The sequence below is a fragment of the Flagellimonas abyssi genome (assembly GCF_019457905.1).
GTDB classification, from domain to species: Bacteria; Bacteroidota; Bacteroidia; order Flavobacteriales; family Flavobacteriaceae; genus Flagellimonas; species Flagellimonas abyssi.
Genome location: NZ_JAHZSV010000001.1, coordinates 327,158 through 347,169 on the forward strand (window position 1 = coordinate 327,158; position 20,012 = coordinate 347,169).

General features: G+C 41.3%; 17 protein-coding genes. 9 read left to right on the forward strand and 8 right to left on the reverse strand.

What is annotated here, in order from left to right:
• The first annotated feature begins 32 nt into the window (after window positions 1-32).
• Window positions 33-359 carry a YbaB/EbfC family nucleoid-associated protein gene (locus tag K1F36_RS01550; protein WP_220112217.1) on the forward strand — a complete coding sequence of 109 codons (327 nt, stop codon included), beginning with the start codon at window positions 33-35 and terminating at the stop codon, window positions 357-359.
• 64 nt (window positions 360-423) lie between these two features.
• Here the strand turns inward: K1F36_RS01550 and K1F36_RS01555 are convergent, their stop codons facing one another.
• Window positions 424-1,449 (reverse strand): threonine aldolase family protein, encoded by a 1,026-nt coding sequence (locus K1F36_RS01555; protein ID WP_220112218.1) that lies wholly within the window; start codon window positions 1,447-1,449, stop codon window positions 424-426.
• Between the two features lie 8 nt (window positions 1,450-1,457).
• On the reverse strand, window positions 1,458-3,860 hold the full coding sequence (locus K1F36_RS01560) for a zinc-dependent metalloprotease (protein WP_220112219.1): 2,403 nt from the start codon (window positions 3,858-3,860) through the stop codon (window positions 1,458-1,460).
• 224 nt (window positions 3,861-4,084) lie between these two features.
• Between K1F36_RS01560 and prfB the strand changes: the two genes are divergently transcribed.
• The 5 genes from prfB to fumC all read left to right on the forward strand — a co-directional run bounded on the left by prfB (window position 4,085) and on the right by fumC (window position 10,591).
• A protein-coding gene (prfB, locus tag K1F36_RS01565) for a peptide chain release factor 2 (protein ID WP_220112220.1) occupies window positions 4,085-5,186 on the forward strand; the annotation gives its coding sequence in 2 pieces (ribosomal slippage) (window positions 4,085-4,147 and window positions 4,149-5,186; 1,101 coding nt in all).
• 9 nt (window positions 5,187-5,195) lie between these two features.
• On the forward strand, window positions 5,196-5,537 hold the full coding sequence (gene arsC / locus K1F36_RS01570) for an arsenate reductase (glutaredoxin) (RefSeq protein WP_220112221.1): 342 nt from the start codon (window positions 5,196-5,198) through the stop codon (window positions 5,535-5,537).
• Window positions 5,538-5,606: 69 nt separating this feature from the next.
• A complete protein-coding gene (locus K1F36_RS01575; protein WP_207031774.1) occupies window positions 5,607-6,086 on the forward strand; it encodes a hypothetical protein in 480 nt (159 codons plus the stop codon).
• Between the two features lie 101 nt (window positions 6,087-6,187).
• Entirely contained in the window at window positions 6,188-8,698 is a 2,511-nt protein-coding gene (locus tag K1F36_RS01580) for a TonB-dependent receptor (protein WP_220112222.1), read from the forward strand.
• Window positions 8,699-9,193: 495 nt separating this feature from the next.
• Window positions 9,194-10,591: a class II fumarate hydratase gene (gene fumC, locus K1F36_RS01585; RefSeq protein ID WP_220112223.1), complete on the forward strand. Its 1,398-nt coding sequence runs from the start codon at window positions 9,194-9,196 to the stop codon at window positions 10,589-10,591.
• A gap of 78 nt (window positions 10,592-10,669) precedes the next feature.
• Here fumC and K1F36_RS01590 read toward each other — a convergent pair whose 3' ends face one another.
• Window positions 10,670-11,560 (reverse strand): hypothetical protein, encoded by an 891-nt coding sequence (locus K1F36_RS01590; protein ID WP_108244153.1) that lies wholly within the window; start codon window positions 11,558-11,560, stop codon window positions 10,670-10,672.
• A gap of 168 nt (window positions 11,561-11,728) precedes the next feature.
• On the opposite strand from K1F36_RS01590, the gene K1F36_RS01595 reads away from it, so the two are divergent.
• Complete coding sequence (locus K1F36_RS01595) at window positions 11,729-12,526, forward strand: MBL fold metallo-hydrolase (protein ID WP_220112224.1); 798 nt, start codon at window positions 11,729-11,731, stop codon at window positions 12,524-12,526.
• Window positions 12,527-12,594: 68 nt separating this feature from the next.
• A complete protein-coding gene (locus K1F36_RS01600; RefSeq protein WP_220112225.1) occupies window positions 12,595-13,275 on the forward strand; it encodes a hypothetical protein in 681 nt (226 codons plus the stop codon).
• 14 nt (window positions 13,276-13,289) lie between these two features.
• On the opposite strand, the gene ettA is transcribed toward K1F36_RS01600, so the two are convergent.
• The 3 genes from ettA to K1F36_RS01615 form a co-directional block, all read right to left on the reverse strand.
• Window positions 13,290-14,981 carry an energy-dependent translational throttle protein EttA gene (gene ettA / locus K1F36_RS01605; protein WP_220112226.1) on the reverse strand — a complete coding sequence of 564 codons (1,692 nt, stop codon included), beginning with the start codon at window positions 14,979-14,981 and terminating at the stop codon, window positions 13,290-13,292.
• 33 nt (window positions 14,982-15,014) lie between these two features.
• Window positions 15,015-15,197 carry a CAL67264 family membrane protein gene (locus tag K1F36_RS01610; protein WP_108244157.1) on the reverse strand — a complete coding sequence of 61 codons (183 nt, stop codon included), beginning with the start codon at window positions 15,195-15,197 and terminating at the stop codon, window positions 15,015-15,017.
• Between the two features lie 66 nt (window positions 15,198-15,263).
• On the reverse strand, window positions 15,264-16,247 hold the full coding sequence (locus tag K1F36_RS01615) for a Gfo/Idh/MocA family protein (RefSeq protein WP_220112227.1): 984 nt from the start codon (window positions 16,245-16,247) through the stop codon (window positions 15,264-15,266).
• Window positions 16,248-16,308: 61 nt separating this feature from the next.
• Between K1F36_RS01615 and K1F36_RS01620 the strand changes: the two genes are divergently transcribed.
• Entirely contained in the window at window positions 16,309-17,937 is a 1,629-nt protein-coding gene (locus tag K1F36_RS01620) for an acyl-CoA carboxylase subunit beta (RefSeq protein ID WP_220112228.1), read from the forward strand.
• Between the two features lie 15 nt (window positions 17,938-17,952).
• Here the strand turns inward: K1F36_RS01620 and K1F36_RS01625 are convergent, their stop codons facing one another.
• Together K1F36_RS01625 and K1F36_RS01630 are read right to left on the reverse strand one after the other, a co-directional pair.
• Complete coding sequence (locus K1F36_RS01625) at window positions 17,953-18,345, reverse strand: hypothetical protein (protein ID WP_220112229.1); 393 nt, start codon at window positions 18,343-18,345, stop codon at window positions 17,953-17,955.
• A 290-nt stretch (window positions 18,346-18,635) separates the two neighbouring features.
• Entirely contained in the window at window positions 18,636-19,982 is a 1,347-nt protein-coding gene (locus K1F36_RS01630) for a M24 family metallopeptidase (RefSeq protein WP_220112230.1), read from the reverse strand.
• Window positions 19,983-20,012 lie beyond the last annotated feature (30 nt).

The window sequence follows — 20,012 nt, forward strand, 5'->3', positions numbered from 1 at the left end:
TTGAAAAAATATGAAAACTAAAAATTGAAACTATGTTTGGAGATTTAATGGGAATGATGGGTAAGATAAAAGAAACCCAAAAGAAGGTTGAAGCAACCAAGGAACGATTGAACACCGTGATGATAGATGAAGCATCATCGGACGGACTCCTTAAAGTGACCTTGACTGCAAATCGTAAAATAAAATCCATCTCAATAGATGATTCCCTCTTGGAAGATAAAGAACAGTTGGAAGATTATTTGGTGCTCACATTAAATAAAGCCATCGAAAAAGCCACTAAAGTAAATGAAGCAGAATTGGCTGCCGTGGCCAAAGAGGGCATGCCAAATATTCCTGGTATGGATGCTTTTATGAAGTAATTTGTCAGGTCAAGCGCGGTCGAGGCCTTTTTGACTTCCCGACTGCGCTCGAAGTAACACACTCTTACCCTATACTTTTCAAAACTTTTAGGAAATGTTGGTGCATGGCATCGGTATAGTCCAAATGGGTAACGATGCGCAATTTACCTTGTCCCATCCCTATAATGGACACTTGATTGGTGTTCAATTGATCCAAAAATGCTTCGGACGACATTTTAGCCTCATTTATTTCAAATATGATGATGTTGGTCTCGATGGGTTCCACTTTTTTGATGAAATCCAACGATTGGAGCACCTCTCCTATTTCAGCTGCTTTTTTGTGATCTTCTGCCAGTCGACCTACATTGTTTTCCAAAGCATAAATGCCCGCTGCTGCCAAAAAACCGGATTGACGCATCCCGCCACCAAACACTTTTCGAATGCGCAAAGCCTTATCTATATCTGATTTGCTCCCCACCAGAACAGAGCCTACCGGACATCCCATGCCCTTGCTCAAACATACGCTGATGGTATCGAACAACTTGCCGTATGCCGTTGGATCCTCATCTTTTTTTACCAAGGCGTTCCAAAGTCGTGCTCCATCCAGGTGATATTTTAGATTGTGCTCATCGCAGACTCTTCTGATTTTTTTAAGTTCCTCAAAATCCCAACAGGCTCCACCTCCTTTGTTCGTTGTGTTTTCGATGCAGACCAAAGTTGTCAACGGACTGTGGTAAAAATCGGGCGGGTTTATAGAGGCTTTCACCTGCTCGGCGGTCATCATCCCACGGTCTCCATCTACCAATCTACAGGAAACTCCGCTATTAAAGCTCACTCCCCCACCTTCGTAATTGTAAATATGGGCGTATTTATCACATATCAATTGATCTCCGGGTTGGGTGTGTATCTTTATTGCCGTTTGATTGGTCATGGTACCGCTTGGGAAAAATAGGGCCGCTTTCATACCAAAGTACTCGGCAACTTTGGCTTCCAATTCATTTACCGTAGGATCGTTTTTGAATACATCGTCCCCAACTTTTGCATTCATCATGGCCTCCAACATCCCGGCCGAAGGTCTAGTGACCGTGTCACTTATCAAATTTATCTCCATATAATTATTTAGTCCATGCAATCCATTCCAATGGGTGAACCATCTGGAATGGTAGAAACTGGAATAAGTTTGAATTCCGATGGCTTTTCCATAAACGCATCAATTCTTTTCACCATTTCCGCAGAAATCGTGTTTTTACCATCTGTCAACAATTGGGTTTTTAAATCGTTCAAAGCTTCATTTGCAATAGCATTTACCTGCGGATGTACTTCATCGTGGGCAGCAAGGTTCATGATGTGATAGAGCACCCTAAAGTTGATGGTATTCTGAACTTCAGCTTCGTAATCATCACGATGGGAAAGGTCGAATGTCCCTTTTATGGTTTCGTCCAGAACCTCTTTAAGCCCCATTTGATTTTTATCCAAACTTTTTTGCTGGATCAAACGGGAAGCTCGCTCAGGATGAAGCAATAGTTCCAAAGTCATATCAGCAGCGGTTTCAGCAACGGAAAGAGCATCAAAACTTACGCCGGTCCTACCTTTGAAGGATTCCCTTGAACGACCGAAACCAATAGCTCTTGGAGGAAAAAGATCCAGCTTTTCCTTGGGAACCGAAATCACTTCGGCATCCAATGTTTTTAAAATGGACTCCATCGCCTTTTCTTGTATTGTTTCATTAACGGGCTTCACCGGTATTTGTCCACCATCTTTTACAGCATAATTGTAGTCCAATCCCCCGATAACTTTTGAAACTGCCTCGGTCTGATATCTATGGAAGAAATATATTGGTACAAAAACATCCTCCAAAACGGAATAGGCTTCACCTGTTCTTATATTATCCACTGAAAAGTTCTTGATGGCCTTTTCACGGATCTCCAACATACTTTCCAATTCCTGGCTGGCGCTTTTACCGTTGTCCCATAAATGTGCCAGTGCATGTGCCCCTCCCTTTGGGCGTGCATCACTATCGGATATGTAGCGAAGACCATCGTCTTGTGCTTTCTTTAAAATGGCATTCAATGCTTCTTGTTCGTTGGTTCCGCTTGGAAAATCCGAGTAGGCATAGGCGACAATAACCTTATCCCATTCTCCTATTCCTGTATCGTAAGCATTTTTAAAACTGATTTCCCCTCCTTCCAACTCAAATTGCGGGTGTGGATAGTCCATAACCGAGGCTCTATCATTGGTGCTGGCTGCAAAGTTGTGGGTAAATCCTAACGTATGTCCTATTTCGTGTGCAGAAAGTTGGCGTATTCTGGCCAAGGCCAGTTCCAACATGGGCTGGTAGTTGTCGTCCCTTTCTTCAAAAGGCTTGTTCATCAAGGCCTGTGCTATCATAAAATCTTGACGAATTCTCAAGCTTCCCAAACTCACATGTCCTTTTAATATTTCCCCGGTCCGTGGGTCTACAACACTAGCCCCATAGCTCCATCCCCGAGTTGAGCGATGTACCCATTGCACTACATTATATCTGATGTCCAGCGGGTCTGCATCATCCGGTAATATTTTCATTTGAAAAGCATTCTTGTAACCTGCTGCTTCAAAAGCTTGATTCCACCATTTACCACCGTCCATCAATGCAGAACGGATGGGTTCCGGGGTGCCATTGTCCAAATAATAGATGATTGGCTCCACTGCCTCGCTTATTTCGGCATTAGGGTCTTTCTTTTGTAAACGGTGTCTTCTGATAAATCGCTTTACCAATGATTCTTGTACAGGAGTGGCATAGTCATAATAAGAGAATGGGTATCCGCCACTTCGGGGGTCATACAATCTCTTTTCATAATTTTCATCAGGTAGTTCAATCAGCGAATGATGCTGGGCTACGGTAACCAGGCTCGGCGTAGGGGTCACGGAACGAATCCAAGCTCCTTCCGGTTCTCCCTTAAAAGTCAGGGTAACATCAAACTCAACATTTTTAGGGAACGCCTTGGTACGATCAAAGGCCCAAGCGCTTTTGCCCTTATCCAAACTATACGAACCTTGCTTGGAGCGTTTCAATCGGTTGGAAACTCCGTGGGCGTCTCGCATTAAAAAATCGGTAATATCTATCAAATAACTGCCTTTGGACTCCTCAACTATCTCAAAACCTTCCAAAATGGATTTTGCAAAGGCTTGCTCCACCGATTTACGTTCCAATTCGTTATCGGTTATGGCCCGATACTCCAAATTGGGCTGAACCAATAATAGTTTCTTGCCCGCTTTGCGGAAGAACACCACTTGTTCGTTACCCAACTGCCCGCGGTCCAGGCCAATATCGTTGCTGCCTATACCACTGCTCAACGAATAGACGTATAAAAAATCCTTTTCCAGATTATCTACTTGCAGATAGATTTTATCAGTAGAATCATCATAGAAAAAATTGAAATATCCACTGAATTTTTGAAAATCCTTTGTCTTTTCGAACGTTTGTGCTCCCAAAGAAAGGCAAGTAAAGTAAAATAAAGCGATTAGAGTAGTTGTGTTCTTCATAATTTGGTTGAAATATTGCTTAAAAATATGGAAATCATTTTTAAAAAGCGTTACCCTAAATCTTTAACTGACCGTAAAATAGAAATTGATAAAATTGAGTACAGAATTTTACATATTTCCATTTTTGCATCCATTGTTTGCTGCTGAGACTTTAATTACAGTATTCCATATTCGGCAAGGTCATGTGAAGAAAGAAACTTATTTTTACCCCAAAATATATTTAGATGATAACTACAGATCAGCAAAAAGATCTTATTGAGCGCCTTGGTGCGTTAAGGAGGTATCTTTGACATCGATGCTAAACTTATTGAAATAGAGAATGAGGAAGAAAAAACCCTTGCTCCAGGCTTTTGGGACAATCCAAAAGAGGCCCAATTACAAATGCAGTCGATAAAATCCAAAAAGAAATGGGTAGAGGATTTTGAGGAAGCCAAAACATTGGTAGGCGACCTTGAGGTTCTTATGGAATTTCAGCAGGTTGATGAGGTATCCGAAGACGAGGTTACCCAGCAGTTTGAAAAATCCATCTCGGCCATTGAAAAATTGGAGTTCCGGAATATGCTCTCCGATGAGGGTGATGAGCTTACCGCAGTTCTTCAAATAACAGCAGGTGCCGGAGGTACGGAAAGTTGTGATTGGGCATCCATGCTCATGCGCATGTATATGATGTGGGCCGAAAAGAACGGTTACAAAATCAAAGAACTTAACTACCAAGATGGCGACGTTGCAGGTATAAAGACGGTAACCTTGGAAATTGAAGGTGAATATGCATTTGGTTGGCTCAAGGGAGAGAATGGTGTACACCGTCTGGTGCGCATCTCCCCTTTCGATAGCAATGCGAAAAGGCATACTTCGTTTGCATCGGTTTATGTGTATCCTTTGGTTGATGATACCATTGAAATCGAAGTGAATCCTTCGGATATTGAGATTACAACAGCACGTTCCAGCGGTGCAGGAGGACAAAATGTGAACAAGGTGGAAACCAAGGTTCAATTGGTTCATAAACCTACGGGAATCCAAATTTCCTGTTCAGATTCCCGCTCACAGCACGATAACAGGGCTACAGCAATGAAAATGTTGAAATCCCAACTGTACGAAATCGAGCTTCGAAAAAAGCAAGAGGCCCGCGCCGAAATCGAATCATCCAAAATGAAGATTGAATGGGGTTCACAGATCCGAAACTATGTGATGCACCCATACAAATTGGTAAAGGATGTACGAACAGGTGAGGAAACAGGAAATGTGGATGCCGTTATGGACGGTGATCTTGATGCATTTTTAAAGGCCTATTTAATGATGATGGGGCAAAAAGAGGAACAAGATTAATAAATAATCATGATTAAAATATACCATAATCCAAGATGCCGAAAATCCCGAGAGGGCCTCGCCATCTTGGAAAAATCAGGAAAAGAATTCGAAGTGGTAAAATACTTGGACGATGTTCCTACGAAAGAAGAGCTTACTACGTTAGTGGAATATTTGGGGATTGCCCCTATTGATTTGGTCCGTAAGACCGAAGCCATCTGGAAGGAAAAATTTAAAGGTAAGACCTTAAGTGACGATGAGGTTATTATGGCACTCTCGGAGAACCCAAAATTGATTGAGCGACCCATCGTTGTAAATGGTGAAAAAGCAGTCGTGGGGAGACCTCCAGAGAACATAATGGATCTGCTATAATTCTGATAACCAATTATATTTAACACAGGTTGCACAGATAAATACAACCTAAATAGTATCTTTAACCCTATGAAAAGCAAACAAACTCTCTTTCTAATAACCTTATTTATTGGCCTACTGGCCATGAACGATGTTGTCGCCCAATACGGCTACGGCTCCCCTTATGGTTATGGTAGATACGGAAGAGGACGAAGTTATGTCCCCCAAGCAGGCCCTGTTGAAAGTCAAAAAGAGGAAACACCACCTACAGCCGAAGAACTTGTGGACGAACAAATGCCCTCCATTACCGAGGCCATTGATTTAGATCCTTTTGAGCAGGCCGTTGTGCGCACCTCATTGGTTACATCAGTCCAACAACGAATAGAGCTTCAAATTCTTGGGTTGGAACCTCTAAAAATGAAAGAAGAGGTCGAAAAAATCAAAAGACGGCAAGATGCCGAGTTAAAGGCCGGTCTACCAGAGGATAAGTACGAAGCCTTTATGGAACTTCAAGAAAACCAATTCAAGGCCAAGAAGAAAAAGAAAAAGAAGAAAAAGAACAAGGGTTAACAATTCTTTAAGGTCATTCGCAGGTTCAATTACGTTGTTGGGGGATTTATATTTCGCATCCACTTTTTTTCCTTCAATTTTTGCAGCGTAAAAATCAAACTATGCAAAGGATATTTATCCCATTGCTACTAATCTTATTGACTGCATTTCAAGGATTAGCCCAGCAAAACCAAAAACCCATTACAATTTCAGGAAAGGTAACCGATTCAGAATCAGGTCAACCTTTGGAATATGCGACTTTCGTGCTGCAAAAAGCAGATAGTCCAGATCAGGTAACCGGAGGAATTACGGACCTCGATGGTAACTTTGAAATAGAGACTGCTCCCGGAACTTACAACATCAGGGTCGAGTTTATTTCTTATAAAACGTATTCCCGACAAGGACAAACCTTTAATTCCGATACCGATTTAGGTTCAATTACCTTATCCCCGGACGTGGCGCAATTAGCCGAAGTTGAAGTTGTAGGAGAAAAAACTACTGTGGAAGTTAGGCTGGACAAAAAAATCTATAATATCGGAAAAGACCTTACTACAAGTGGTGCCACTATTAGTGACGCCTTGAGCAATGTACCTTCCGTAAATGTTGATATTGACGGTGCCATCAGTCTTCGTGGAAACGAAAATGTTCGTATTCTAATCAATGGCAAGCCATCTGCTTTGGCAGGTTTTGGCTCCACCGAAGCACTTCAGCAGTTGCCGGCCGACGCCATAGAAAAAGTGGAAGTGATAACCAGTCCTTCCGCCAGATATGACGCCGAAGGTACTGCTGGTATTCTAAACATTGTTTTAAAAAGAGAGAAAACTCTTGGGTTCAATGGATCCATCAATTTGTATGGAGGCCACCCGACCAATGGTGGTATCACGGCCAATGCCAACCTTAGGACCAACAAGTTTAATTTTTTCACTACAGTTGGTTACCGCTATAGAGAAGGGCCTGGTAACGGATTTTTTGATACCAGATATTTCGACCCAAGACAGGATGCATTTTTGGACAGTATCGCTTACGACAGGAATATCGAAGATAGGGATATAAGCAGGATCAATCGTGGAGTCAATGCAAATTTTGGCATGGAGTATTTCTTCAATGAACAATCCTCCATTACAGGTTCTTATTTCTACAGAACAGGGAGCGATGAGGATCTTACCACAAACATAAACGATTACTTTTTAAACAATGATCCACAGGTAGGTACCACAAGAAGCGAACTGGAAACAGAAAAAGACAATACCCACCAAGTTTCGCTTAATTACATCAATAGATTTGATAAGGATGGACATGTATTGACCGCTGATTTTCAATATTCTGTGGATGAAGAAGTACAAAATGGGTTTATAGCCGAACCTGTTCGTTATAACAATACAAACAATAACGATATAGCTATTCCAATGGAAGAGACCTCTACCCTAGAGGACCAAACAGAATACTTGGTACAGAGTGATTATGTGCTCCCATTTGGTGAAGATTCACAATTTGAAGCAGGATATCGTGGGACTTTTGAAAACGAGGTAACAGATTACCGACTACTACAAGAAAATGCAGGGGGAGTTCTTGAAGTCAACGTGAATCAAACCAATGTTTTTGATTTTACTCAGAATGTTCATGCACTATATTCCCAATATGGTTCAAAATTTGGGGACTTTAATTTTCTCTTGGGACTTAGAATGGAGAGTACCCAATTAAAGGGTAAAATTGAATCCGAACTTACCGAAGAGGAACTACAGGAAGAGTTTTCGTTCCCAATAGATACAGATTTTGATAATAACTACACAGGTCTCTTTCCTACGGTAAATTTGATTTACGAATTCACCGAAAGAGAGAATGTTTCTTTGGGATACAATAGAAGAATCAATCGTCCATGGAGCTGGTTTTTGAATCCGTTCCCATCAAGAAGCAGTAGAACCAATATTTTTCAGGGTAACCCTAACCTTCGACCTGCATTTTCAAATGCATTTGACCTTGGGTACTTAAAACGATGGGACAAACTAACCTTGACTTCATCGGTATATTATCAAAGAGAAACCGATGCATTTCAAAGAGTTCAGGAACAAGTATTCATTACCGGGCCAGGGGGTTCCCAAGTTGAGGTGATCAGAAACATTCCTTTTAACTTGGCAACAAACGATAGAACAGGTGCAGAAGTGGGAATGTTATATAATCCTACAAAGTGGCTGCGACTAAATGGTAGTGTGAATTTCTTTAGATTCAGTCTTGATGGAGAATTCAATGGAGTCGATTATAGTCAATCCAACAATAGCTGGTTTGGTCGCTTTAGTTCCAAAGTTACATTGCCTTGGAAAATTGACTGGCAAACCAATGCATTCTACCGAGGTGCATCCGATGATATACAAGGGCGGTCTGATGGTATTTTATCAATTGACCTAGCGTTTAGTAAAGATCTTTTAAATGATAATGCCACCATTTCTTTGAACGTACAGGATCTGTTGAACTCAAGAAAACGCAGCTCGTTCACTACAACGGATTTTTTCGAGCAAGACAGTGACTTTCAATGGAGACAGCGCCAGTTAAGGGTTTCGTTCATCTATCGTATCAACGAACAGAAAAAACGTGGACGGCCCGAAAGACAAGATGATTATGAAGAAGGACAGTTTTAGAAAAAAATAGTTTCCCCGAAACTTAAACCTAAGAGCAGCCGTTTGGCTGCTTTTTTTATACTCTTTTTTATAAGGAACCATCCTTAAAATAAGTGCAAAAAAATAGTCTTCAAAACCATGAAGACTATTTTAGGAAACAGCTTAAACAAAAAAAGAAGCCTTTTGGCTTCTTTTCATATATATTATTCTTCCAGTTGGGCGCGCTTGGCCTCTTTTCTTTCTTTATACATTTCCCTTAGGTTGCCAATCAACCAGTAAGGTACTACAAAGGTCAACAAGAATATCATCAACCAAAAACCGATTGTCAAAATTGTTAGAAAAGCTAGAAAACCTAAATATTGGTCAAAATCAAACATCTTTTTTCCTTTTGTTTTAACAAAGATACTTTCTTCTTATCAAAAAATGCAAATAGATGTACAAAAAAAGTGTATTTATCTAGATCAATTACCATATAAATCCCCTATATCCTACCTTTGTGCGACAAAATTTTAAACTATGAGTTTCAGGATTGAAAAAGACACCATGGGCGAGGTAAAAGTACCCGCCGATAAGTATTGGGGCGCCCAAACCGAACGTTCCCGAAACAACTTTAAAATTGGTGCGCCTGCATCTATGCCTTTGGATGTGGTATACGGATTTGCATATTTAAAAAAGGCCGCGGCCTACACGAACCATGAACTTGGGGTGCTCAGCCAAGAAAAAAGAGATTTGATCGCACAGGTTTGTGATGAAATTCTCGAGGGCAAACACGATGACCAGTTTCCTTTGGTCATTTGGCAAACAGGCTCGGGAACCCAGAGCAACATGAACGTGAACGAAGTGATTGCCAATAGGGCTCACGAAATTGCCGGTAAAAAAATTGGGGAAGGCGAGAAAACCATCCAGCCCAACGACGATGTGAACAAGAGCCAATCCTCCAACGATACTTTCCCCACGGGAATGCACATTGCTGCCTATAAAAAGATTGTGGAGGTTACCATTCCCGGTGTGGAGCAACTGAGGGATACTTTGGAGAAAAAATCCAAAGAATTTAAGGATGTTGTGAAGATAGGTAGGACGCACCTTATGGATGCCACTCCCCTAACCTTGGGCCAAGAATTTTCCGGCTACGTTTCGCAATTGAATCATGGTTTAAAAGCGTTGAAGAATACGTTGCCACACCTTAGCGAGCTTGCCCTTGGTGGAACGGCCGTAGGTACAGGACTGAATACACCAAAGGGTTATGATGTTCTTGTGGCTAAATATATTGCTGAGTTTACTGGAAAACCTTTTGTTACTGCAGAAAACAAGTTTGAGGCACTTGCAGCGCACGATGCCATTGTTGAAAGCCACGGTGCACTGAAACAATTAGCGGTTTCTTTGAACAAAATTGCGAACGACATCCGTATGATGGCGTCTGGCCCTCGTTCTGGTATCGGGGAGATTATAATACCTGCCAACGAACCGGGAAGCTCCATAATGCCCGGCAAGGTAAACCCTACCCAGTGTGAAGCCATTACCATGGTATGCGCCCAAGTTATGGGGAATGATGTGACCATTAGCGTTGGTGGCACACAAGGCCATTATGAACTAAACGTTTTTAAACCGGTTATGGCCGCCAATATTCTACAATCTGCCCAACTTATTGGTGATGCTTGTGTAAGTTTTGATGAAAACTGTGCTGCTGGAATTGAGCCAAACCATGCTACCATAAAGACGTTGTTGAACAATTCTTTGATGCTGGTTACCGCTTTGAACACCAAGATTGGTTATTACAAGGCGGCAGAAATTGCCAATACAGCTCATAAAAATGGTACTACATTGAAAGAAGAGGCCATTAATCTTGGATACGTTACTGCTGAAGAATATGATGAGTGGGTAAAACCGGAAGATATGGTGGGAAGTTTAAAATAAGTTTCAAACCAATAGCAATAAAAAATGCCCATCCAAAATTGGACGGGCATTTTTAGTTATGGTGATAGTGTGTGTTTACTATTTCAACTCAAAGCTGGAAGTACCCAACAGTTTCAATTTGTTATCATAAACATTTACCATGTAGTTTCCATCTTGGAAATCACCACTAGGCTTGTTTATATAATCACAAACATCCAAAGCATCGTTCTCGTAGTAGAAGTTGGTTCCTTTACTGTAGGTAAGAGAATTACCTTCTTCGGTAGTTTTAGTCAAACCTTCACCCAATACATTACCTTGTGGTCCAAGAACTTCGATATAAAATTCTCTGTCACCAGCTTCAGCGATTACGTTATCGGCAATGGTAAAACAAACTTTGAATTTATCAGTGGCTCTAGCTCTGGAAGTAGATACCAATTTACCACTGTTTCTCTCCTTAATGGCATCAACGCTTATAGTACTAAGGTTAAGTGCAGATCCTTTTTCAACAGCGTCTGCCAATTGAGTGTTCTGGATGATCAAAGAATCGTTGAATACAGTTTGTTGTTCCAATTCAGCAAAAGTGCTGTCTCTTTGCATAGCCAACAAGCTGTTGGATTGCGTCAAGGAATCAACTTGTTTCAATAATTCTTCTCTTTCTGCTTTAAGTACGCTTACTTGTCTCCTGTAACGGGAAAGTGTAGCAATATCAGCTTTCATGCTACTTACAGAATCAATGTATTTAGCGATGTTGTCTCTAGCGGCAACCAATTCTTCATTGGTAGCATTGCTTTCCAAAATAGCTTTATCGTACTCGGACTTCAAATTGTTCAAATCCTCTACGACCAATTCTTTCTCTTGAGTAAGTGCTTCTGATGTAGCTTTTTTATCTTGATAAAGACTAACCGTGTAAATAATGGTTCCCAAAAGAACTACCCCTAACAGACCTGCTATTACTTTCAATCCGTTATTGTTATTTTTTGTTTCAGTCATAACTTTTTGTTTTAATTGATTCTACGTTTAAGGTTTTTTAATCAATCGTGTTTGGTTTATATACGCACCAGATTTACATTTGGATTATTCGGATGAAAATAATCTTCACAAAAAATTACAATTCTGCTTATAATCCCTTATTTTTAAAAGGATAAAAAAGAATCCATTATGAGAAAAAATATATTCGTAACCATCGGTGCACTAGCACTTTTTATGGTTTCTTGCAAGGAAAAGGAGAAACAACAAGAAGAAACAGCGGATGTAGAAGAAACCACAATCGAGGTTGAAGCTCCAGCGGAGGCTAAAATCATACCTATTGAACATGCGACTGCCGTAATCGAATGGGATGACAATACCATATATATAGATCCTGTTGGTGGGAAAGCCGCTTTTGAAGGTCAAAAATCGCCTGATATCATTTTTATTACGGATATCCATGGAGACCATTTTAATCCGGAAACTTTAAACGAATTGGATTTGGAAGGGGTCCAAATAATTGCTCCCGATGCCGTGGTTTTACAAATGGAAGAAAACCTTTCCTCCAAAACAACCACTATGAAAAATGGGGAAAGCAAAGAGATTGCCGGTTTTCAAGTAAAAGCCATACCTATGTACAACTTACGGGAAGAAGCTAAAGACTTTCATGTAAAAGGAAGAGGAAATGGCTATGTATTCACCTTTGGTGATGAACGCATTTATTTCTCTGGAGATACTGAGGACATTCCTGAAATGCGTGCTTTGGAAAGTATAGATAAAGCATTCATTTGTATGAACCTTCCGTATACCATGACAGTGGAAAGTGCAGCCGATGCTGTATTGGAATTTAAACCTGCCCAAGTTTATCCATACCACTTTAGAGGCAGACCCGACGTAAGTGATGTGGGCAAGTTCAAAACATTGGTGAACGAGGGTGATTCTGACATTGAGGTTGTACAATTGGATTGGTATCCAACAGAAGATTACTAAAAAATGAAATAATATTGTAGTTTAGCCGTTAGAAAACAAACTTAGTAACCTAAATCAAATACTCGAATATGGCTCCCAAATCCCATGTTTTTGTAGTGTTGGCACTTCTATTTGCCATACAAACTACCTACTCCAATCAATGTGATAATTTTTATGCTAAAGTTACCTATGCGCTGAGTCATGGCAAAAAAGCCATGGAAGCCACCAACTTTGAGCACCAAATGTACTACGCTGAAAGAGCCCTTACCGCTTTGGAAAGCGGGCAAAGTTTTATGGAAGAATGCAGTTGTGTTAAGGCCAAGAACAAGACCTTGGATGCCATGGAAACCCTAGATAAGGCCATAGAGCCCGCTGACTGGGAAGCTGGAAGGTTCTTTACCAAAAAAGCTATCGGCGAAATCAACGAACTCATTACCATTATAGATGAGTGCACTCTTGGAACGTCCCCATCGGTCGTTTCTGAAGAAATTTATACTGATGATGGAACTGCTATCGCAGAAAGTACCGAAACCGCTTCCGTACAGTCCATGGAACTGGAAATGATAAAAGTTTTTGAAAAGCATGCAGGTGATAAACTCCATTCCGCGGAACAGGCCATTCAACAATTGGTAGAACTTTCAAATTCCATTGGATCTTCTTCGGGAAACAGTCAAGATGCCAATAGCTTGGCTGCCCACCAAAAAGCTTATTTGGAAAAAGCGAAAAGATTGTTGGAGGAAGGAATCAAAAATCTCGGTGGAGAAGAATAATTCCTCCCCTTTTATTAACGAATCAGTTTTTTGTATTTGATACGCTTGGGCATGATATCCGTTCCCAAGCGTTTCTTTTTGTTCTCCTCATAATCCGAGAAAGAACCTTCAAAGAAGTATACTTGTGAATCGCCTTCGAATGCCAAAATGTGTGTGCAGATTCTGTCCAAGAACCATCTGTCGTGAGATATAATCACAGCACAACCTGCAAAGTTTTCCAAACCTTCTTCCAACGCACGTAGTGTGTTTACATCCAAATCGTTCGTGGGCTCATCCAATAGCAGAACGTTGCCCTCTTCTTTTAAGGTCATCGCCAAATGCAAGCGGTTTCTTTCACCTCCGGATAGCATATTCACCTTTTTGTTCTGTTCGCTTCCCGAAAAGTTAAATCGACTCAAATAGGCACGGGAATTTACTTGCTTCCCTCCCATCATGATCAACTCTTGGCTATCACTGAAGTTTTCCCAAATAGATTTCTCAGGGTCAATATTTGAGTGTGATTGATCCACATAGGCCAACTTGGCGGTATCCCCAACAATAAATTCTCCTTTGTCGGGTGTTTCCTCCCCCATGATCATTTTGAATATGGTGGTCTTACCAGCACCGTTCGGACCAATTATACCTACGATACCTGCTTGTGGAAGATTAAAATTAAGTTCTTCGTACAACAATTTATCTCCAAAGGCCTTGCTAACACCTTTTGCCTCTATTACATTGGTTCCCAATCGAGGCCCATTTGGAATATAAATCTCCAACTTCTCCTCTATTTGTTTTTGGTCTTGGCTAAGGAGCTTGTCATAATTTTTTAAACGGGCCTTTTGTTTGGCCTGTCTTCCCTTTGCTCCTTGGCGAACCCAATCCAGCTCCCGCTCCAATGTTTTTTGACGTTTGGAGGCTTGTTTGTTTTCTTGCTCCAGTCTCTTGGCTTTTTGATCCAACCAGCTAGAGTAGTTCCCTTTCCATGGAATTCCCTCGCCGCGGTCCAGTTCCAAAATCCAGCCTGCAACATTATCCAAGAAATAACGGTCGTGCGTTACGGCAATTACAGTTCCTTTGTATTGTGCCAAATGATGCTCCAGCCAGTGTACGGATTCGGCATCCAAGTGGTTGGTAGGCTCATCCAACAATAAAACGTCCGGTTCCTTTAACAACAGGCGGCACAGGGCCACCCTTCTTCGTTCCCCACCAGAGAGCACTCCTATTTTTTTGTCGGATTCAGGCGTACGGAGGGCATCCATCGCAATCTCCAATTTTGTATCCAGTTCCCAAGCATTGGACGCATCAATCTGATCTTGGAGCGCTGCTTGCTTATCCATCAATTTCTGCATCTTGTCTGCATCCTCATACACTTCTGGAAGACCGAACATATCATTGATCTTATTGTACTCATCCAAAATGGCGACAGTTTCGGCAACACCTTCTTTTACTACTTCAAGAACGGTCTTGTTCTCGTCCAGCTGTGGCTCTTGTTCCAAATAGCCCACGGAATACCCTGGTGAAAACACCACATCTCCTTGATAATTTTTATCGACCCCTGCAATAATTTTGAGCAAAGTGGATTTACCTGATCCATTAAGACCCAAAATCCCAATTTTGGCTCCGTAGAAAAAGCTTAAATATATATTTTTAAGCACTGGGGTATTCGCCGTTTTATAGGTCTTGGTAACCCCAGACATTGAAAAAATGACTTTTTTATCGTCTGACATCTACTAATAAATTAAATTGTTAAGAAAAAGAGCCTACACTCTACCTTTTAGGGCATTGAACACCCAAGCTACGGCAAAAAAACCGATTCCAACAGCAGCAAAGCCCCAGCCCGCTACTTCATCATATTTAAAAGCTCCTAGTGCAATCATACCGACTCCCACAAAAATCATAATCCATGTGGCCCAAGCTAGCACCGTGTTTTTATTCATTCCCATTCTGTTAGTTTCTGAAGAATTTCAAATATCGTAAAAATCGAGATAATGTAAAGTTATTATTAAGGATTATGTTTCAAAAGGAAAGCTAACACCACACTTTTTTCGGACAATGTCCAATAACTCTGACAAATCAAGGCTATTTTGATGCGACCATAGATCACTCTCAATCTTATTGTTTCTTATACATTCATGAACCTCTAAGATTTCATAATAGTAACCAATACCTTTCAGGGGCAGGCTGAACTTTTTGGTTTCGTCTTCCTTCACCATCGTATATTCGTCCGCTTCGTGCCATCTCGATTTTAAAAATAATTGTCCTTTGTTACCAGAAATCTCAGCTTCCATTCGCGAGCGGCTTGTAAAACCACTGTACAACATGGCCTGTGCCTCGGGATAATCAAAAATCATGCTGGTCTGGAGTTCCGTACCATTATTGTGAAATTTGGAAGTAGCCAGAATATTTTCGGGCATGCCCAATAATAGGTACGATAGAAAAATGGGGTAAATACCGATATCCAAAATTGTTCCCGAAGCCAAGTCTGGATTCAATAATCGGGAGTCCTCATCCCTGTCAAGCGCGTAGAATGCAAAATCCGCATAAAGATATTTTAGCGCCCCTACCTCACCAGCATCGACCAATTCTTTCACTTTTTTGATGGATGGATTAAAACGGGACCACATGGCTTCCATCAAAAACGCATTGTGCTTCTTTGAGGCATTTACCTGCTCTACCACTTCGTTCCTATTGACACCCATCGGCTTTTCACACAAAACCCCTATGCCATTCTCAAGTGCCTTAATGGATAAATCTTTGTGAAAATTATGTGGTGTGGCAATGTAAACAACATCTACAGTTCCCGATCGGAACAATTCATCGTAACTTCCAAAAGTATGTTTTACATGGTACTCTTCGGCAAATTCCTGAGCTCTTTCGATTGACCTTGATGCTACTGCAGTGACTTCTGCATCATCTACGAGCAAAAGGTCCGAAACAAATTTTCTAGCTATTTTTCCCGGGCCAACAATGCCCCATCTTATTTTGGTTTCCATATCTTCAAAAGTAATAATTATAACTCCTTATCTTTAACCAGCTAAATGAATTTATAGTAGAATGGATATAAACTTCAATAAGAACGAAGACCATAATAAATTAAAACTGTCCGACCTTAAGCGCAGATTGGCGAAAGTTAAGCTCGGAGGTGGCAAGAGCCGTATCGAGAAGCACCATGCCAAAGGTAAAATGACCGCACGGGAACGTATTGACTATCTTCTCGATGAAGAAGTCCCATCCATTGAAATTGGAGCCTTTGCAGGAGAAGATATGTATGAGGAACACGGAGGGTGTCCATCCGGCGGAGTGGTCGTTAAAGTTGGTTACGTTAAAGGCAAGCAATGTGTGGTTGTAGCAAACGATGCCACGGTAAAGGCCGGTGCTTGGTTCCCAATTACTGGAAAGAAAAATTTGCGGGCCCAAGAAATTTCAATTGAGAACAAATTGCCCATCATTTACTTGGTAGACAGTGCGGGGGTTTATTTACCCATGCAGGATGAAATATTTCCGGATAAAGAGCATTTTGGCCGCATTTTCAGGAACAATGCCGTGATGAGCAGTATGGGAATCACACAAATAGCCGCAGTTATGGGAAGCTGTGTTGCCGGTGGTGCCTATTTGCCCATTATGAGCGATGAGGCCCTGATCGTTGACAAAACCGGAAGCATCTTTTTGGCGGGGAGTTATTTGGTGAAAGCGGCAATCGGCGAAAGCATCGATAATGAAACTTTGGGCGGTGCCACTACCCACTCCGAAATTAGTGGGGTAACCGATTACAAGGCCAGGGATGATAAAGATGCTTTGGACAAGATTAAAAATATTGTGGACAAGATAGGTGATTTTGACAAAGCCGGTTTCAATAGGGTTGAATCGAAAAAGCCTACTGAAAATCCAGATGATATTTTTGGCATATTGCCAGCATCCCGAAGCGACCAATACGATATGGTAGAGATCATCAAGCGATTGGTGGACGACTCCGAATTTGAACAATATAAGGAAGGCTACGGACAGACCATTTTAACCGGATACGCACGTATTGATGGTTGGGCCGTGGGCATCGTCGCCAATCAACGGAAGGTAGTAAAGACCAAGAAGGGCGAAATGCAGTTTGGCGGTGTCATCTATTCCGACTCTGCGGACAAGGCTACCCGTTTTATAGCGAATTGCAACCAGAAGAAAATTCCTTTGGTGTTTTTGCAAGATGTCACCGGATTTATGGTGGGCAGCAAAAGTGAGCACGGTGGCATTATAAAAGATGGTGCCAAAATGGTGAACGCTGTCAGCAATTCAGTCGTGCCTAAATTTACCATTGTCATTGGAAATAGCTACGGAGCAGGAAACTACGCCATGTGCGGAAAAGCGTATGACCCTAGATTGATAGTTGCCTGGCCAAGCGCTGAGCTTGCCGTGATGAGCGGAAACTCCGCCGCGAAGGTACTTTTGCAGATTGAAAAAGCCAGTTTGGAGAAAAGCGGTAAACCAGTAGATGCAGAAAAGGAAAAACAGCTTTTTGATGAAATAAAGCAGCGTTACGATGACCAAATATCACCGTATTACGCTGCTGCTAGACTTTGGACGGATGCCATAATCAATCCGTTGGATACCCGTAAATGGATTTCCATGGGAATCGAAGCGGCGAACCACGCACCCATTGAGAAAAAGTTTAATATGGGAGTGCTGCAGGTATAACTGAAACAATTAGGTTTAAGAACGTCGCTTATATTTCTTGTCAAGAAATTCGCCTACTGCTTCACAATCATCGGTTTCATATAAAAAAACATCCACTACTAGGCCTTCCTCATTTACATCAAACAAAGACCAAAATGGGTTGCCTGTATATTCATTTATGTAAAAATCATATTCTTCTTTGGGGAGTTCACCTTCCTCTATCATTTTATTTGGATCATATAAATCCAATACATAATTAAAGCAGGCTTCCATATCCCCATTGGAAATGGGTCCTTCATAAATCTCATTATTGCTTTCTAGAAGGTCTCTAATATTAAACTCCCAATTCTCCGTTGCTTTAGCTTGCTCTCGAAGCGTTTTGGCATGCATGCAAATCTCATCCATGCTCATATCTTTGAATTTCTCCATAAATACGTTTAAAATATTTTCTAAACTAAATATTTATGGGCATGTTGTGCGTGTCGATTTATGAATGCGCCTTTTCAATTGATGAAATAATGATATGAATTGATGGATTAATTTTGCCTCAACTTCAAAGAAGACTTTTTTTTCACTCTATAATGATGGAAATATGACCATTGGTCAAAGACAATTTGCCATCGGCAAATCGACCTTCTTTATAGGTTGACCATAAACCAAACTGGGAAGCTAAATGAATATTCCTTCAAAAATCAGATGCTTTCCTAATTTACATATAATCAGTTGCCCAAGTGCGATTTTGGCCTTGGAATAAGCAGTAATTCCGTTTGTCTACCATTAATATAGCGGAAGCCATCCTCACCAAAAAAACCAGGCTCCTCCAGCATAATTCGGATATCCCTGTTCCACTCAGGAATGTTCACCGTGGCATTCAATTCAATAGCGTAGGCGGTGTTCGGGTTCAATGGGTAATTTTCGCCATCGTCCTTCATGACTCCCTCTTGGGAATCCCACATACCTATGGTTGTACCGGCAGAATGGCCATACATGCCCAAAGGATGGGTGTAAATGGATGGTTGCAAACCTGCATCCCTCGCTTCCTGCAAGGCTTTGGCCAAAATATCGTTGCCGACTCTACCCTTTACCATGTTTTTGGTCAAGAAATCTTGTACACGATTTCCATCATATAGGGCATTTACCAAAAACGAAGGAGCCTCCGTTTCTTCCGGTTTTAGAACATAGGCCAATTCTTGACAATCCGTGTTCAACCGTAAGTAGGTGATACCAAAATCACAATGTAACAGGTCACCGCGCTGAATTACTTCATCGTCGGGCCTTCCTGAAAATGAATATAAGTGTCCCACCAATTCCTCACTTGTCCGTTGTACATCAACCGTGGGATGAAACCAAGTTTCCAATCCCAAACCGGTGACTTTTTGACGCATCCACCACTCTACCTCAGTGGTTGTAGTAATTCCCGGAGTGATTACTTTTTCGGAAAAGGCCTCGGCAATAATATCGTGGGTAATGTCCGTCAACTGGTTAAAAATAGTCATTTCCCGTGGTGTTCTCGTCTCTATCCAGCGTACCGCCAATTGTTCTGCAGATACTACCTTGGAATGGTGTTTTTTGGGCAAATTAGCCATGAATTCATCATAATCGGTTTTATCCAGCCCATCCGCAATATTATGGTCCTTAGAAAAATTAAGTCCTATTTTCTCCGGGTTCCGTTCAACGATCAATTCCATCAAACGTTTCCACTGATTGGGCTCTTTATCCTTATCCCAAGCGGATATAATGCTTTTTCCGATATTATAACGGGCGACGGCCAATTTGTCAATGGTATTCTTTTCTTTGTCCCTGTAAAAAAGAATTATTGTTCTTCTCCTAGCATTGAGCCAAGTTGCAGGCAACATGGTTCGCAACACAGGGTCTTCGTTGTACTCTCGGGATATCAATACCCACATATCCAAACCTGCATCGTCCATTAGTTTAGGAAGGAGATTGTTGAACCGCTCATCAAGTATTTCGTCAACGACCCTTGCCCGTTCCACTTCGGGAAGGATTTGTTGGGAAATAACAATAAAAGGTAAAAGCAGCAGTACTAGGTTGATGGTTTTTCGCATGGTTGATTTTTAAAATTTTGAATGTACAAA

Coding starts and splice junctions, on each gene's coding strand:
- K1F36_RS01550 (WP_220112217.1), top strand. CDS start 33: ATGTTTGGAGATTTAATGGGAATGATGGGTAAGATAAAAGAAACCCAA.
- K1F36_RS01555 (WP_220112218.1), bottom strand. CDS start 1,449: ATGGAGATAAATTTGATAAGTGACACGGTCACTAGACCTTCGGCCGGG.
- K1F36_RS01560 (WP_220112219.1), bottom strand. CDS start 3,860: ATGAAGAACACAACTACTCTAATCGCTTTATTTTACTTTACTTGCCTT.
- arsC (WP_220112221.1), top strand. CDS start 5,196: ATGATTAAAATATACCATAATCCAAGATGCCGAAAATCCCGAGAGGGC.
- K1F36_RS01575 (WP_207031774.1), top strand. CDS start 5,607: ATGAAAAGCAAACAAACTCTCTTTCTAATAACCTTATTTATTGGCCTA.
- K1F36_RS01580 (WP_220112222.1), top strand. CDS start 6,188: ATGCAAAGGATATTTATCCCATTGCTACTAATCTTATTGACTGCATTT.
- fumC (WP_220112223.1), top strand. CDS start 9,194: ATGAGTTTCAGGATTGAAAAAGACACCATGGGCGAGGTAAAAGTACCC.
- K1F36_RS01590 (WP_108244153.1), bottom strand. CDS start 11,560: ATGACTGAAACAAAAAATAACAATAACGGATTGAAAGTAATAGCAGGT.
- K1F36_RS01595 (WP_220112224.1), top strand. CDS start 11,729: ATGAGAAAAAATATATTCGTAACCATCGGTGCACTAGCACTTTTTATG.
- K1F36_RS01600 (WP_220112225.1), top strand. CDS start 12,595: ATGGCTCCCAAATCCCATGTTTTTGTAGTGTTGGCACTTCTATTTGCC.
- ettA (WP_220112226.1), bottom strand. CDS start 14,981: ATGTCAGACGATAAAAAAGTCATTTTTTCAATGTCTGGGGTTACCAAG.
- K1F36_RS01610 (WP_108244157.1), bottom strand. CDS start 15,197: ATGGGAATGAATAAAAACACGGTGCTAGCTTGGGCCACATGGATTATG.
- K1F36_RS01615 (WP_220112227.1), bottom strand. CDS start 16,247: ATGGAAACCAAAATAAGATGGGGCATTGTTGGCCCGGGAAAAATAGCT.
- K1F36_RS01620 (WP_220112228.1), top strand. CDS start 16,309: ATGGATATAAACTTCAATAAGAACGAAGACCATAATAAATTAAAACTG.
- K1F36_RS01625 (WP_220112229.1), bottom strand. CDS start 18,345: ATGGAGAAATTCAAAGATATGAGCATGGATGAGATTTGCATGCATGCC.
- K1F36_RS01630 (WP_220112230.1), bottom strand. CDS start 19,982: ATGCGAAAAACCATCAACCTAGTACTGCTGCTTTTACCTTTTATTGTT.